The organism is Janibacter melonis, from assembly GCF_003721155.3.
GTDB lineage: Bacteria > Actinomycetota > Actinomycetes > Actinomycetales > Dermatophilaceae > Marihabitans > Marihabitans melonis.
In genome coordinates, this window is sequence record NZ_CP044548.2 from 1,610,044 (window position 1) to 1,624,889 (window position 14,846).

General features: G+C 75.4%; 10 protein-coding genes. 5 read left to right on the top strand and 5 right to left on the bottom strand.

The genetic code is table 11. The features are described 5' to 3' along the window. Nucleotides 1-13: 13 nt before the first annotated feature. Nucleotides 14-3,316, bottom strand: coding sequence for an ATP-dependent helicase (locus EEW87_RS07540; protein ID WP_123092134.1), 3,303 nt, complete (start codon nucleotides 3,314-3,316; stop codon nucleotides 14-16). Then, nucleotides 3,313-6,549, bottom strand: a complete 3,237-nt coding sequence (locus EEW87_RS07545; RefSeq protein WP_123092135.1) for a UrvD/REP family ATP-dependent DNA helicase — start codon at nucleotides 6,547-6,549, stop codon at nucleotides 3,313-3,315. The genes EEW87_RS07540 and EEW87_RS07545 overlap by 4 nt, the downstream gene beginning before the upstream one ends. Before the next feature lie 99 nt (nucleotides 6,550-6,648). Here EEW87_RS07545 and EEW87_RS07550 point away from each other — a divergent pair, with 99 nt between their 5' ends. From EEW87_RS07550 to EEW87_RS07560, 3 genes are all read left to right on the top strand, one after another. Beyond that, nucleotides 6,649-7,329: a TetR/AcrR family transcriptional regulator gene (locus EEW87_RS07550; RefSeq protein ID WP_123092136.1), complete on the top strand. Its 681-nt coding sequence runs from the start codon at nucleotides 6,649-6,651 to the stop codon at nucleotides 7,327-7,329. Nucleotides 7,330-7,372: 43 nt separating this feature from the next. Further along, nucleotides 7,373-7,594: a DUF3107 domain-containing protein gene (locus EEW87_RS07555; RefSeq protein WP_123092362.1), complete on the top strand. Its 222-nt coding sequence runs from the start codon at nucleotides 7,373-7,375 to the stop codon at nucleotides 7,592-7,594. Nucleotides 7,595-7,775: 181 nt separating this feature from the next. Then, a complete protein-coding gene (locus tag EEW87_RS07560; RefSeq protein ID WP_123092137.1) occupies nucleotides 7,776-8,042 on the top strand; it encodes a GlsB/YeaQ/YmgE family stress response membrane protein in 267 nt (88 codons plus the stop codon). Nucleotides 8,043-8,111: 69 nt separating this feature from the next. Here EEW87_RS07560 and EEW87_RS07565 read toward each other — a convergent pair whose 3' ends face one another. Further along, nucleotides 8,112-8,822, bottom strand: a complete 711-nt coding sequence (locus EEW87_RS07565) for a ferritin-like fold-containing protein (protein WP_123092138.1) — start codon at nucleotides 8,820-8,822, stop codon at nucleotides 8,112-8,114. A 207-nt stretch (nucleotides 8,823-9,029) separates the two neighbouring features. Here EEW87_RS07565 and EEW87_RS07570 point away from each other — a divergent pair, with 207 nt between their 5' ends. Together EEW87_RS07570 and EEW87_RS07575 are read left to right on the top strand one after the other, a co-directional pair. Continuing rightward, complete coding sequence (locus tag EEW87_RS07570; RefSeq protein ID WP_123092139.1) at nucleotides 9,030-10,622, top strand: DEAD/DEAH box helicase; 1,593 nt, start codon at nucleotides 9,030-9,032, stop codon at nucleotides 10,620-10,622. Between the two features lie 12 nt (nucleotides 10,623-10,634). Further along, nucleotides 10,635-12,317: a glycosyltransferase family 4 protein gene (locus tag EEW87_RS07575; protein WP_148041583.1), complete on the top strand. Its 1,683-nt coding sequence runs from the start codon at nucleotides 10,635-10,637 to the stop codon at nucleotides 12,315-12,317. 117 nt (nucleotides 12,318-12,434) lie between these two features. Here EEW87_RS07575 and EEW87_RS07580 read toward each other — a convergent pair whose 3' ends face one another. Continuing rightward, complete coding sequence (locus EEW87_RS07580; protein WP_123092141.1) at nucleotides 12,435-13,034, bottom strand: hypothetical protein; 600 nt, start codon at nucleotides 13,032-13,034, stop codon at nucleotides 12,435-12,437. A 56-nt stretch (nucleotides 13,035-13,090) separates the two neighbouring features. Then, complete coding sequence (locus tag EEW87_RS07585) at nucleotides 13,091-14,836, bottom strand: glycosyltransferase family A protein (RefSeq protein ID WP_123092142.1); 1,746 nt, start codon at nucleotides 14,834-14,836, stop codon at nucleotides 13,091-13,093. Between the last annotated feature and the right edge of the window lie 10 nt (nucleotides 14,837-14,846).

A 14,846-nucleotide genomic window follows, 5' to 3' on the forward strand; every position in this document is an offset into this window, starting at 1 on the left:
CCAGGCCTCAGGCTCAGGCCTCGTCAGGCCCCAGCAGGGCGGCGATCTCGGCCTCGTCGGCGAGCGGGGGCTTGACGGTCTCGCCCGTCGCGCCGTAGTAGAAGGCTGCACGCACCTGCTCCGCGGGCAGACCCGTCCAGCGCGCGTACGCCACGCGGTAGACGCTCAGCTGCAACGCGGCTGCTGCCGCGCTCTCGCCGGTCGGCGGGCGCCCGGTCTTCCAGTCCACGATGGTCACCCCGCCGTCGGGGTCGGCGAAGACCGCGTCGACCCGCCCGCGCACGGCGCGCCCGGAGATCACGACCTCGAGGCTGAGCTCGACCTCGACGGGGGTGCGCTCGGCCCACGGGCTGGCGAGGAAGCGCTCGCGCAGCGCGGGCAGACCCGGGTCGTCGACCGCGGCGTCGGCCCGACCCGGCAGGTCGTGCACGTCGACCATCGCCGCGGCGCCGTAGTGCTGCTCGACCCACGCGTGGAAGGCGGTGCCGCGCCGGGTGTGCGGGGAGGGGGCCTGGGGCATGGGCCGACGCAGCCGGGAGGCGAAGTCGGCCTCGTCGCGGGCCAGGGAGACCAGGGCCGAGGTCGACAGGTGCTCGGGCAGGGCCACCTGGGGCGAACGGCGGGCCCGCGCCGCGTCACGCTCGCGCAGCAGCAGGGTGATCTCGTCGTCGAGCGGGTGCCGGTCGGTCGCGCCGTCGAGCGCGGGTGCCCCGCCGAGGACGACGGGCACCGCCTGCTCCATCGCGGGCCGGTCTTCCGAGGTCACGGGGGCCGGCCACACGACAGCACGTTCGAGCTCGAGGAGGGGGTTGGGCTCGCCGGGCTCGGGCATCGGGGCCTGGGCGATCTGGTGCACGCCGGGCAGGGCGACGACCTCGTCGAAGAAGCGCGAGGGCAGGCGCGGGGTGCGACCGGTGCTCGCCCATACCGCCGAGGTGAGCAGCAGGTGCTGCCGGGCCCGGGTGAGCGCGACGTAGGCGAGGCGGCGCTCCTCGGTGATGACCTGCTCACCGCCCGCGCTCTTGAAGGCGTCGACGTCGTCGCGGATCTCGTGCGGGGTGGCACCGTGCTCGGCGAGCTCGGGCAGCCCCCCGCGGTCGCCGCGCAACGGGTACGGGAGCCCTCCCTCGGTCGCGGCGAGCCAGCCCGGGTCGGTGACCCGTCCGAGCTCCCAGCCGCCGTCGACGGCGCGCGCCCGGGCCGCGTGCGAGGGGAAGGTGCCCTCGACGAGACCGGGCACGGCGACGACGTCCCACTCGAGCCCCTTCGCCGCGTGGCAGGTGAGCACCTGCACGGCGTCGGGAGTCGGCTCGACGACGGGCCGGTCGAGGCCGCGCTCCTCGGCGATGGCCGCCTCGACCCAGTCGACGAAGCCGCCGAGCGTCGCCCGGTCGGCACCGGCGGCGAACTGCGCGGCGACGTCGGCGAAGGCGTCGAGGTGAGCCCGCGCCGCGCCGGCGCTCCAGCCGGGGCGGGCGAGGACCTCGACGTCGACGCCGAGGACCCGCTCGGCCTCGACGACGAGATCGGGCAGGGGCTGTCCAGCGGCGAGGCGCAGCCGGCCGACCCCGGCGGCGAGGGCCCGCAGCCGCGACAGGCCGCGGGCGCTGATGTGCTCGCCCCCCGGTCCCCGCCACTGCTCGTCGGGCAGGTCGTCGAGCGCGTCGACGATCGTCAGCTCGTCGCGAGAGTCCGGGGCGAGGTCCTGGCCGACCCCGCGCTGGGGCGGACGCCCGCTCGCCCGCGCGTACGCGGCGAGGGCGGCGATGTCCGCTGCGCCGAGCCGGCAGACGGGCCCGGTGAGCAGCCGCATGAGCCGGTCGCCGCGGGCAGGGTCCTGCACGACGGTGAGGAGGGCGACGACGTCGGCGACCTCGGGGGTGAGCAGCAGACCGCCGAGGCCGACGACCTCGTGCGGGATGTCACGGGCCGCCAGGGCAGCCGTGATCGCGGTGAACTGCGAGCGCTTGCGGCACAGCACCGCGGCCGAGCGTCGTCCGTCGCCGCGTCGCTCCTGCACCCACCGTGCCACGAGGTCGGCCTCGGCGGCGGCGTCGCTCACGCGCGCCGCCCACACCTGGCCGCGGCCCGCCCCGGGCCGGGCGTCCAGGGGCAGCACCGGCACGGCGCTGCCCGCCCGCAGCGGCTCTGCCACGGCGTTGGCCGCCTCGAGCACCGCGTCGTCGTTGCGCCAGCTGCGCGACAGGTGGAGCACCGGCGCGCCGCCGAAGCGCTCGGGGAAGGTCGCGAGCGTCGTCGCGCTCGCCCCTCGCCAGGCGTAAATCGACTGGTGCGGGTCGCCGACCGCCGTCACCGGGCTCGGCGGGCGCCCCTGCGGGGCGAAGAGGCTCGTCATGAGCACGAGCTGCGCCTCGGAGGTGTCCTGGAACTCGTCGAGCAGCACGACGCGGTAGCGGCCCCGCTCCCCAGCACCGACGACCGGCACCTCCTGCGCCAGCCGGGCAGCGAGCGCCATCTGGTCGCTGAAGTCGAGCACCCCACGCTCGTGCTTGAGGTCGAGGTAGCGGCGCACGACGGGGAGCACGAGCGCCCGTCGGCGCAGGGCGGTCGCCTGGTCCCGGACGGCCTTGAGCCCCTTCGGCGCGGCGGCGTCGGCGGCGAGCCACCGGCCGGCGACCGTCTCGAGGTAGGCCTGCGCCTCCTCGGGCGCCCTCAGGTGCTCGGCGAGCTCGCCGGACAGCGCGAGCACCATCGAGGTGACCGTCGACTCGACCCAGTCGAGCTCCTCCATCGGGCCGTCGTAGGACAGGACGGCCTCGTGCGCGAGCTGCCACGACGCCGCCTCGGTGAGCAGCCGCGCGTCGCGCTCGCGTCCCAGCAGCGGCCCGTGCTCGCGCACGAGCGCGCCCGCGTACGAGTGGTAGGTCGTCACGGTGGGCGCCCCGGGCAGCACGAGCGCGCCGGCGTCGTCGCGCTCGGGCGGCGACCACAGCCCCGAGTCGGCGAGCGCCGCGAGCCGGGCACCCACCCGGTCGGCGAGCTCGCCCGCGGCCTTGCGGGTGAAGGTGAGCCCGAGGACCTCCTCGGGGCGCACGAGGTCGTTGGCGACGAGCCAGACGACGCGCGCGGTCATCGTCTCGGTCTTGCCCGACCCGGCCCCGGCGACGACGAGCTGGGGCTGCAGCGGGGCCTCGACGATCGCGGCCTGCTCCGGCGTCGGGGCATGCTCCTGCCCCAGGGCACGGCTGACGTCGAGCGCCGAGTAGCGCGGTCCGTCGGCGACCGCGGTCGTGCTCGCCCGACCGGCCGGGAGCAGGTCGGCGAGGTCGTCGAAGAGGCTCGGCTGGTCGCTCATCGCAGGGTGCCCCCTTCGTGATGGGTCGGGCAGGAGGTGCGCACGGGGCACCGCGAGCACATCGCCTCCTCGGGGCGGGCGACCATGTGCGCCGCGGACATGCCGTCGGCGGCCGCCGCGACCGCGTCGTGCGCCCACCGCGGGTCGTCGGCGTCGCGCAGGGGCACCTGCGCCTGGACGAAGGTGCGCGACGTCGCCGCCCGCCCGAGCTGCACGAGCACCGCGCCGGCGCTGCTCGAGCCGTGCTCGCCGAAGCCGCCCTCCTCGACGGCGACCTGGTACGCGCCGAGCTGGCGGTGCTCGGCGAGCTCGTCGCCCGTGGGCTTGGTCGAGCCGGTCTTGAGGTCGACGACCCGCAGCGCCCCGTCGGCGTCACGACGCTCGAGCCGGTCGACCCTGCCGCCGATGCGGGCCCGGCCGACGGTAGCGGCGAAGGGGATCTCGACCCCCGCGAGCGACCACCCCTCGGTGCGGGCGCGCACGTAGTAGTCCGCGAGCCACCGGCCCATGACCTGGGCACGGCGCAGGTGCTGCTCGCCGACCCAGCCCGGGGGCTGCCCGAGCTGGGGCCAGCGCCGCTCGATCTCGGCGGCGATGCTCGCGTGGTCGGCGTCGGGCAGGTCCTCGGCGACGGCGTGGACGAGGGTGCCGATGTCGGCGGAGACGTGACTGGCTCCCCCGCCGCCCGAGCTCGTGAGCAACCAGCGCAGACCGCAGGTGTCGAAGGCCTCGACCTGCGAGGGCGAGACCCGGACGAGCTCGTCGGGACCGCGCAGCGGGCGCTCGTCGCTGCGGTCGCGCAGCGCCCACCACTGGTCGGGGTCGGCGCCGCGCACGCCGACCTCGCGCAGGTGCGCCAGCCGGGTCGCCGCGAGGTGCGCCCGCTCGGGCTCGGCGAGCTCCTGGCGCAGCCGGGCGACGACACCGACGAGGTCGAGCGGCATCGGCGCCTCGTGCGTCTCGCGCCGACCGACCCCCGCCGGCAGCGGGTCGACGACGGAGAGGAAGGGCGAGGGCTGCTCGTCCTCGGAGGACACGGCGGTGAGCAGCACGTGCTCGCTCGCCCGGGTGATCGCGACGTGGAGCATCCGCGTCTCGTCGTAGCGGACCTGCGCGCGAGCCGCCTCAGCACGGTCGTCGGCGCCCGGGTCGCCCGGTCCCGAGCCGACCGCGGCACGACCGGTGACGACGTCGACGAGCTCGGTCGAGCCCAGCAGCGACCCGCGCAGGCGCAGGTCGGGCCACACGCCCTCCTGCACCCCGGCGACGACGACCCGTCGCCACTGCCGGCCCGCGGCGGCGGCCGGCGTGACGATGGCGACGGCCCCGGTGTCGGGGCTGCGGTCGGCCAGGGAGTCCGCGGCGACCTCCTCCTGGGCGACGGAGAGCAGGAAGGACTCGGGTCCGCTGCCGGGCCGGGCGTCCTCGTGGGCCGCCGCAGCCGAGAAGAGCGCGACGACGGCGTCGAGGGCCTCGTCGGCCCGGGCTCCCCCGGCGCCGCCGGCGAGCGCCCGCTCGCGCCAGAGGTCGGCGACCTCCACGGCCTCCCACGCCGCCCAGAGCACCCCTTCGCCGCTCACGCCCTGCGCCCACCGTCCGTCCTCGACGACGGCCGCGGCGCGCGCAGAGGCGACGACCCGGGCGAGCCGCGCCAGCGGCGCGACGTCGGGGCGCTCGAGGAGGAGGTGGTCGACCCAGGCCGGGTCGACGGTGCCGTGCTGGAGCAGCTCGTCGCTGGAGCGCCCGCCCTCGTCGGCGAGCTCGGCCGCACGCAGCGCGCGACGCAGCCGGCGCACGGCGACGGTGTCGGCCCCGAGCAGCGGCGAGGTGAGCAGGGCCAGGACCTCCTCGACGTCGGGCAGCTCGCGGTGCCCGCGCTGGAGGTCGACGACGAGACGCAGGAGGAGCAGCAGCGGGGCGACGCTCGGCTGGTCTCGAAGGGGGACGTCGGCCGAGGCCGAGGTGACGGGCACGCCCCGGGCGGCGAGCACCCGGCGCAGCGTCGACTGCCGCCCCGCCCCGCGGACGACGACGGCGAGCTCGTCCCACGGGACGCCGTCGACGAGGTGGGCCCGGCGCAGGGCGTGCGCCACGTAGCCGGCCTCCTGGGCCTGGGAGCGCAGCACCCGCACGGTGCACGTGCCGTCGTCGTGCGCCGCGCTCGCGCCGCGGTGCACCCCGCCGCCGAGCGCCCCGATGCGGGCGACGACGCGTGCGTCCGCCTCGGCCACCGCGGCGGCCACCCGGTAGCCCGTGCGCAGGACCACCCGCTCGACGCGGCGACCGGCCCAGTCGCCGAGGAAGAGCGCGGGGTCGGCCCCACGGAAGCCCTGGACGCTCGAGTCGGGGTCTCCGAGGAGCACGAGGGGCACTCCCGAGGCGGCGAAGACCCGCAGCAGCCGGGCTGCCGGGGCGGTGAGCTCGTGCGCGTCGTCGACGACGACGCAGCCGACGGAGCGCAGCGCGCGCACCCGGGCCTCGGCGTCGCCCTCGAGCAGCTCGGCCGCGGCGGTGAGCACCCACGCCGGGTCATAGGCGCCGGGTGTCGCGAGCGCACCGACCTGCTCGTACTCCTCGAAGACCTCGGCCGCCGCGACCCACTCCGGGCGCCCGTGACGCGCCCCGAGGTCGCGCAGGTCGTCGGCGGTCAGCCCGTGCTCGACCGCCCGCATGAGCAGGTCGCGCAGCTCGTCGCGCATCGCCCGGGTGGGCAGGGCCTCGTGGAGGCGCTGCGGCCAGCGCGGACCGGTACCGGTCTCCGCGTGGCCGGCGAGCAGGTCCGAGAGCACGAGGTCCTGCTGGGCGCCGGAGACCAGGCGTGGCGGCGGCAGCCCGTCGACCGCTGCCTGCGCGCGGAGCACGGCGAAGCCCAGGCTCTGCACCGTGCGGGCGAGCGGGACCGCGGCCGCGCCTGTGAGCCCCGAGGTCACCGCGTCACGCAGGTCGGCGGCCGAGCGACGGGTGGCGCCGACGAGGACGACCTCGTCGGGCCGGCACTCCCCCGTGCGGACGCGGTCGAGGGCGGCCTCGACCGCCACGGCGGTGCGGCCCGTGCCCGGTCCGCCGAGCACGACGAGCACCTCGGCCCGCGCGTCGACCGCCGCGGCCTGGTCGTCGTCGATACGCTCCCGGCCGAGCCGGCGCACCCCGCCGACCCGAGGGCTCAGGTGACGCGCGAGGGCGACCGAGGTCGCCCCCTTCGCCCCCGGTCCACTCGTCTGCGTCGTCGTCATGCACCCATCCCATCACCCGTGCCCGACAGCCCACCGACGCCCGCCGCGGGGGCTACCCGTGGGTACGATGAGGGGTACGGCTCAGACGCGGGAGGACCCATGACCAGCACGCCCCACCGGGTGCAGCGGCTGCCGCGCGCGCAGCGCCGAGCCCAGCTCCTGCAGGCCGCCCAGACCGTCTTCGTGCGCAAGGGCTACCACGCCGCCGCGATGGAGGACATCGCCGACGAGGCGGGGGTCTCCAAGCCCGTCCTCTACCAGCACTTCCCCGGCAAGCTCGAGCTCTACCTCGCGCTCCTGGAGAGCGAGTGCGACCGCCTCGAGAGCCTCGTCCTCGAGGCCCTCGACAGCACCGACGACCACAAGGAGCGGGTCTACGCGACGATCGCGGCCTTCTTCGAGTTCGTCGGCGACGAGGGCGAGGCCTTCCGCCTCGTCTTCGAGTCCGACCTCACCGGCGACTCGCGGGTGCGTCATCGCATCGACGCGCTCGAGGCACAGCTCGGCGACGCGATCAGCCACCGCATCGCGCAGGACACCGGTCTGCCCAAGAGCTTCTCCGACCTGCTGGGCGTGACCCTGGCGGGCATGTCGCAGGTCTCCGCCCGGGCGTGGCTCGCGCACAGCGCGACCATCCCGCAGGCCGACGCGGCCCTGGCCGCGGGCCACCTCGCGTGGCGCGGCCTCAGCTCCTACCCCAGCCAGGCGACGCTGCGCGGCGGTGCGGGCACCGAGACGGGCGAAGGGGGAGCCGCGGGCGGCGGTGACGGCGGCGCCTGACAAGATCGGCTCGTACACCGCACCTGCGAAGAAGGGACCCTCCGTGGAGGTCAAGATCGGCATTCAGAACGTCGCCCGCGAGATCGTCATCGACGCCACGGGCAGCGAGGACCAGATCGTCGCCGCCGTCGAGGCGGCGCTGGGCGGGCAGGCCCTCGACCTGCGTGACGAGCGCGGTCGCCGCGTCGTCGTGCCCGCCGGCGCCCTCGGCTACGTCGACCTCGGCGAGCCCTCGCGCGGCCGAGTGGGCTTCGGCGCCTCCTGACGTCGTCCGCCCAGGTCAGCAGCCTGGCGGACGTCACGGGGCGGCGTCCAGCGGTCTCTCAGGATCCCTGGACGCCGTCCCCGATTTCGTGCCTCAGGTGTCCTAGCATCGAGCGCATGGCCGGGTCTCCGGCCAGTCACCCCCCGGCGCACCCTGCCGGGATCTTGAAAGGAAGGCTCCCATGCTCTGGACCATCATCGTGGCCATCATCGTCGGCGCCATCATCGGTGCCCTCGCACGTCTCGTGCTGCCGGGCCGTCAGTCGATCTCGATGGTCGTCACGATCATCCTCGGCATCCTCGGGTCGCTCATCGGCTCCTGGATCTACGCCTCCCTCGGTGGCGGCGAGACCAATGGCATCGACTGGATCGCCAACGCCATCGGCGTCGTCTGCGCCGCGGCTCTCATCGTCATCTACGGCATGGTCACCGGACGCAAGCAGGTCTGAGCGTCACGAACCTTCGCGAAGGCCCCCGGCTCCCGCCGGGGGCCTTCGTCGTGCCAGGGCTAGGCCGCGCTAGGCCGAGAGGCCGAGACGCGCCATGCGCTGCTGGTGGGCGTCGGTGAGCCGCTGCATGATCGCGCCCATCTCGCCGAGGTCGGCACCGGGCCGCGAGTGGCTCTGGCCGAGGATGAGCTCGACGAGCGCCTCGCGGTGCGCCGCGACGAGCTGGCCCTGCGAGAGCGCCTCACCCATGAGCCGGCGCCCCCACAGCGCGAGCGGCCCGGCGAGGTGGCGGTCGGCCCGGATCTGGGCCCGCACCTCCTCGACGATGACGTCGGTGCGCCCGTCGTCGGCCGAGGCCGCGGCGATGATCGCCCGCGACTCGTCGTCGACGAAGACGGAGATCTCACGGAAGAAGTCGTCGGCGATCCCGTCGCCGATGTAGGCCTTGACGAGCGCCTCGGCGAGGTTGCGCGGCGCGGTGCGCGCGTGGAAGGAGTCGAAGGCCTCGACGAAGGGGGACATCGCGGCGACGGGGTCGGCGCCGAGGGCGCGGATGTGCCCGACGAGCAGCTCGTGGCTGTGGAACTCGCCGACCGCCATCCCGGCGACCGCGGTCTTGAGGCGCAGGTCGTCGGTGAGCTCGCTGTCGGCCGCCATCTGGGTGAAGCCCGACATCGTGCCGTAGGCGATCGCGCCGAGGAGGTCGACCACCCCTTCGCGCTCTCGCTCGCCGAGGTGCGCTCCGGCGCTCGCGGCGCTCGTCGAGGGGCTGTCGCTCATGAGACTTCAGCGTAGTCGTCGTCTCGGGGGCAGGCGGCTACCATGGGAGGGACCACGGTGCCCGGTCGGCACGCATCTTCTCGCCGGTCCGCGACGGACCGGCAGGCGGCGCCCAGCACGACGCCCCGCCCGCAGACCTCCGATCGGCCCGCCACGACGGCGTGACCCCACGTGCCCGCCGCTGATCGAGAGACCTCTGCACACCACATGAGCGACATCACCGAGCAGACCCCTGCCGCGACCGAGCCCGAGACCCTCCCCACCGTGGAGGAGACGGTCGAGCCGGTGGCGCAGGACGCCCCGCAGCCCACCTTCGCCGACTTCGGCGTCCACCCCGACATCGTCGCGAGCCTCGCCGACGGCGGGATCATCCACCCCTTCCCCATCCAGGCGATGACCCTGCCCGTGGCCCTCGGCGGCCACGACATCATCGGCCAGGCCAAGACGGGCACCGGCAAGACCCTCGGCTTCGGCGTCCCGATCCTCGACGGCATCGACACCGAGACCGACGACACCCGCCCCCAGGCCCTCGCCGTCGCCCCCACCCGTGAGCTCGCCGTCCAGGTCGCCAGCGACCTCGAGAAGGCCGGCAAGCGCCGCGGCATCAAGGTCCTCACCGTCTACGGCGGCCGGGCCTACGAGCCGCAGATCGAGGCGCTGCGCGAGGGCGTGCACGTCGTCGTCGGCACCCCGGGCCGTCTCATCGACCTCGCCCAGCAGAAGCACCTCGACCTCTCCGCCGCACGCACCGTCGTGCTCGACGAGGCCGACGAGATGCTCGACCTCGGCTTCCTGCCCGACGTCGAGAAGATCATGGCGATGACCCCCGCGGGCCGCCACACGATGCTCTTCTCCGCGACGATGCCGGGCGCCATCGTCGCCCTCGCGCGTCGCTACATGAACCAGCCGACCCACATCCGCGCGATGACGGAGGACGGCGAGGACCGCCAGACCGTCAAGGCGATCGAGCAGTTCGTCTACCGCGCCCACGCGATGGACAAGGTCGAGATGCTCGCCCGCGTCCTGCAGGCCAAGGACCGCGGTCTGACGATCATCTTCAGCCGCACCAAGCGCACCGCCGCGAAGGTCGCCGACGAGCTGACCGACCGTGGCTTCGCCGCGGCCTCGATCCACGGCGACCTCGGCCAGGGCGCACGCGAGCAGGCGCTGCGCGCCTTCCGCAACGGCAAGGTCGACGTCCTCGTCGCGACCGACGTCGCCGCCCGCGGCATCGACGTCAGCAACGTCACCCACGTCGTCAACTACCAGTGCCCCGACGACGAGAAGACCTACGTCCACCGCATCGGTCGCACCGGTCGCGCCGGCAACACCGGCGTCGCGGTGACGCTCGTCGACTGGGACGACATGACGAAGTGGTCGGTCATCAACCGTCAGCTCGACCTCGGCATCCCCGAGCCCGTCGAGACCTACTCCTCCTCGCCCAACCTCTACGAGGACCTCGACATCCCGCAGGGCGCGAAGGGGCGTCTGCCCCGGGCCCAGCGCACCCGCGAGGGCCTGTCGGCCGAGGTCCTCGAGGACCTCGGCGAGACCGGCAAGTCCGGCGGTCGTCGCCCCCAGGGCGGTCGTGACGGCGGTCGCGGTCGTGGCGAAGGGGGTCGTGGCGACGGTGGCCGTGGCGATGGCGGTCGTGGTCGTGGCTCCCGCGAGGGCGGGGAGCGCCGCGAGGGCGCCTCGGCGTCCGGTGAGGGCGCCCCGCGCCGCAACCGCAACCGTCGCCGCACCCGCGGCGGGCAGGACGGCCAGACGAGCACGGGCTCGGCCCCGGCCCAGGGCTGAGGACTGCCGCCGGTGCCCTCGGGCCCTCGCGCCCGACGGGCGCTCACCAGTGCTGCGCGACGCGGGTACCGCGTCGCGCAGCGGCTGCGTCCGCGGGCGAGCGCGTCCGACGGCCGCCCGGCCGCGTCGGTGTGCGCCGAGCTCGAGGCGCTGACGCAGGAGGGCCGCGGTGACGCCGCGGTCGCCCTCGTGCGCCGTGAGCTCGACGCGCTGGGCCGCGACGTCGTTTTCCTCGACCTCGCCCGCCGCGCCGCGTCGCGCGCCGGCGAGCCGACGCTCCAGCTCGAGGTCGTCCGCGCACAGCTCGCCGCGACCTCGCGGCTCGAGGCACCGGTCCGGGCGCGCCTCGAGCGCGCCCGCCGGCAGGTCGAGGGCCGGCTGCGCGAGACCGACCCGTCGTGGGCGCCGGGCGTGCCCGCCGAGGTCGTCAGGAGCGCCGTCGAGCTGCTCGACCAGGCCCGCGCCGAGCGGGGCGGGGGTCTCCCCCTTCGCCCGGCTCACCTGCTGAAGATCGCGCTCCCCCAGCGCCAGTCCGGCTACTCCGTGCGCACCCGGTACAACCTCGCGGCCCAGGTCGAGGCCGGGCTTGACCCGGTGGCGGTCACCGCGCTCGACTTCGCCGCCGACGACGACTCGCCGCAGGACGTCCACGGCGTGCCGCACCACCACCTCCGGCGCGCCGAGGTGCCGGTGCACGAGACCCACGACGAGCACCTCGACGCGTACGCGAGCGCGCTCGCGCCGGTGCTCGCCGGTCTCGCCCCCGACCTGCTCCACGTGCACTCCGGCGGCCGCGGGTACGAGGCCGCGCTCGTCGGCGGCGCCGTCGCCCAGGCCCTCGGTCTGCCGTGGGTCTACGAGGTGCGCGGCTTCTTCGAGGCGACGTGGAGCCCGGACCCCGAGCACGCCGAGGTGGCCGAGACCTACCGGCGCCGGCGCGCGGCCGACACCCGCGCGATGCTCGCCGCCGACGCCGTCGTCACCCTCTCGGAGTCGATGCGCGGCGACATCGTCGGTCGTGGGGTGCCCGCCGAGCGGGTGCACGTCGTGCCCAACGGCGTCGACGCGCAGGCCTTCTCGCCGCGCGAGCGGCGCCCCGAGCTCGTGCAGCGCTACGGGCTCGAGGGCCGCTTCGTCTTCGGCTACGTCTCCAACCTCGACCACTACCGCGAGGCGCAGGAGCTGCTCGTCGACGCCGCGATGGCGCTGCGGGCGAAGGGGGTCGACGCCACCGCCCTCGTCGTCGGCGACGGGCAGCGACGGGCCGAGGTCGAGGCGCACGCCGCGGCCGTCGGCGCGGGCGACGCCGTGGTCTTCACCGGGCGGGTCCCGCACGACGAGGTCCTCGACCACTACGCGCTCATGGACGTCTTCGTCGTCCCGCGCGTCGACGAGCAGGCCGCCCGGCTCGTCACCCCGCTCAAGCCCTTCGAGGCGATGGCGGCGGGCCTGCCCGTCGTCGTCTCCGACCTGCCCGCGCTCACGGAGATCACCGGGGCGGGTGCGCGCGGCGAGTCCTTCCCCGCCGGCGACGGCACCGCGCTCGCCGACGTCCTCGCCCGCCTGCACGCCGACCCCGCGCGGCGGGCCGAGCTCGCCGCGGCCGGTCGCGAGTGGGTGAGCACGCAGCGCTCGTGGAGCGCCAACGGCCCCCGCTACCAGGCCGTCTACGACGCCGTCCTGCGCGACCGCTGACCCCGCCGCTCCCCCTTCGCCCCGGGCTACGAAACCCTGCTGGCTGCCCTTCGACGAGCCGGGACCCTTTCGAAAGGGTCCTGACTGATCAAGAGGCAGCCAGCAGGGTTTCGTCGGTCAGGGGGTCCCGTCGAGGATCGGCGAGCACTCGCGGCCCTTCGTGGCCGGCGTGCGCCCGCACAGAGTGTGCTGGAGCACGAAGGTCTGCTCCTGCTCGCGGCCGTCGACCTCGTAGGTGACTCGCACAGCGCGGATGGGCACGTCTTGGACGCGGTCGACCGTCAGCCCGAGGACCAGCGACCACGTCCGGGAGCCTCGCGGCAGCGGTCCCGCCGGCAGGCCGGTGCGGAAGTGGTCCGCCGCTCCTGGGTACCTCGCGAAGATCGAACGCGGCGGGAACCTCGACTCCGCGAAGGCCATCTTCGACCCGCTCGAGTCCATCCAGCCCACGCCGGCCAGCGTGACGCCGTCGCCGGCGTCGATCGCCACGTCGGTGACCGTGACCGGTCTCTGAGCGGGGTCGGAGTGGACCGGTCCGAGCGACCACGACATCGGCACGTCCACGTCTGCCGTCGTCGAGAGCGCGGCGTTGGTCAGCTCTCGGATCGACAGGGCGTCGGCGGGCCCCTCACGCCACTGCGCGGTCGACCACCAGCCCAGACCGGCGACGAGCACGAGGGCGACGACGGCCAGGGCCGCGACGACGGGACGCTTCATGCCCGGACGCTAGCGGCACGAGAGACCCGTCGCAGCCGGTCGGCGCAGACGCGCCGTCAGACGTCGACGTGCTCACGCGGGTCGCCGTAGAAGGCGACGCGCCCCGAGGCGTTCATGAAGCGCGCGTCCTCGATCGTCCACGTGTGCGCGTGCCGGTCGGTCCCCCGGATCGACACGTAGCCGAAGCGGTCGGAGGAGTACGTGCGCATCCCCGCCGCCTGCACCCGGTCGAGCAGGTCGGTGTCGACGGCCCGCGGCAGGTCGGAGAAGCGCAGCCGCCGCATGACCTCGCCCTCGACGAGGATCGAGCCGCCCTGGACGAGCCGTGTGTACCGGTGCTCGTCCTTGGGGAAGCGCAGGACGACCGCGCCGGTGCTGCGCAGCCACGTGTAGTGGCACCACTTGCCGACGACCTGTGCGCCGGAGACGGCGAAGGCGTCGACGAGGTCGGTGAGGTAGTGCCGCCCGTAGTAGTTGTCGTCGTCGACCTTCGCGACGTAGCGCCCGTCCGCGGCGTCGACGCCGAGGTTGAGGCAGGCCCCGAGCGTGAGGTCGGAGCGGGCCTGGCGCACGACGACGTCCTCGATCCCGCGGTCGCGCATCATCGCCTCGACCTCGGCGGGACGGTCGTCGAGGCCGTGGAGCACGAGGACGAGCTGGACGTTGCCGTGCTGCGTCTCGACCTGCCGGGCGATGTTGTCGGCGACGGTCGTCAGCTCGTGCGACCTGTTCGTCGACACGACGGCGCTCACCCCGCGGTCGCCGCACACGCCGAGCGGGGTGCGCCGGGGCGGGTCGACGAGACCGGCGAGCCGGGAGATCGAGCTCACCCGGTCGGCGAAGGTGTGCCCGGCGCGGGCTGCGCGACCGGCGACGAGACCGGCCCGGTCGACGAGCTCGTCCTGCCACAGCGCGGCGACGACCTGCTGACGCATCGCGTCGTCGCCCTCGGCGACCGCGACCCCTTCGGCGATGTCGGCGGGCAGCCGGTCGGCGGCCTCGGGCGTGGCGAGGACGGGCGTGCCGGAGGCGGCGGCCTCGACGACCTGCCACCCCACCTTCGGCCGGTCGGCGACGACGGCGAGCGACCGGTAGTGGGCGAGCATCGGCCGGTCGCCGTCGGGTGCGGAGGCCGAGCCCTGGGCGCCGAGGACGTCGAGACGGGTGGGCTGCGCCGGCGCGAGCCGCGTCACGTCGTAGCCGGGGTCCCCGGTGATCGCGACGGCCTGCTCGCGCCGGCGGGCGGGCCCGGTGCGGGCGGGCGAGTGGACGAAGGGGTCGGCAGCCGGCCCGAGATGGGTGACCTCGCCGCCGAGCTCGGCGGCGTAGGCGGCGACGGCCTCGGCGTCGTCGACGGCCACGCGCAGCCGCGGGTCCGCCTCTCGAAGTCGCTGCAGCGCACGGGAGCCCGCCATCTCGACCTGGCTGCCCGTCACCCAGGCCACGACGGGGATCCCGCAGCCGTGCGCGGCGGCGGCGAGCCGGACCTGGTCCTCGAGCGGCGCCTGCGCCGCGACCTCGCTGCTCGCGTCGACCTCGAGGAGCACGACGTCGGCCCCGACGACCTCGTCCTGCAGCCGCAGCAGGGGCGCGAGCCCGCGACGGACCCGCTCCCCGGCGTGGACGACGGCCCGCGGTGCGCTGGCGCGCGGTGCCGGCACCTCCTCGACGAGGGGCGCCGCGACGAGCGCGTGCCGGGCGCGGGCCGCGCGGGCCGCGCGCTGGTCGGCCGTCGCGTCACCGACGAGGCGTCGTGCCCGCTGCACGGGTCGGCGCAGGCTCGTCGACAGGTCCTTGGCCATCATGCTCCTC

Excerpts from the sequence above, each read along its gene's own strand:
- EEW87_RS07560 (WP_123092137.1), top strand. The coding sequence starts at position 7,776 with ATGCTCTGGACCATCATCGTGGCCATCATCGTCGGCGCCATCATCGGT.
- EEW87_RS07585 (WP_123092142.1), bottom strand. The coding sequence starts at position 14,836 with ATGGCCAAGGACCTGTCGACGAGCCTGCGCCGACCCGTGCAGCGGGCA.
- EEW87_RS07580 (WP_123092141.1), bottom strand. The coding sequence starts at position 13,034 with ATGAAGCGTCCCGTCGTCGCGGCCCTGGCCGTCGTCGCCCTCGTGCTC.
- EEW87_RS07570 (WP_123092139.1), top strand. The coding sequence starts at position 9,030 with ATGAGCGACATCACCGAGCAGACCCCTGCCGCGACCGAGCCCGAGACC.
- EEW87_RS07545 (WP_123092135.1), bottom strand. The coding sequence starts at position 6,549 with ATGACGACGACGCAGACGAGTGGACCGGGGGCGAAGGGGGCGACCTCG.
- EEW87_RS07540 (WP_123092134.1), bottom strand. The coding sequence starts at position 3,316 with ATGAGCGACCAGCCGAGCCTCTTCGACGACCTCGCCGACCTGCTCCCG.
- EEW87_RS07550 (WP_123092136.1), top strand. The coding sequence starts at position 6,649 with ATGACCAGCACGCCCCACCGGGTGCAGCGGCTGCCGCGCGCGCAGCGC.
- EEW87_RS07565 (WP_123092138.1), bottom strand. The coding sequence starts at position 8,822 with ATGAGCGACAGCCCCTCGACGAGCGCCGCGAGCGCCGGAGCGCACCTC.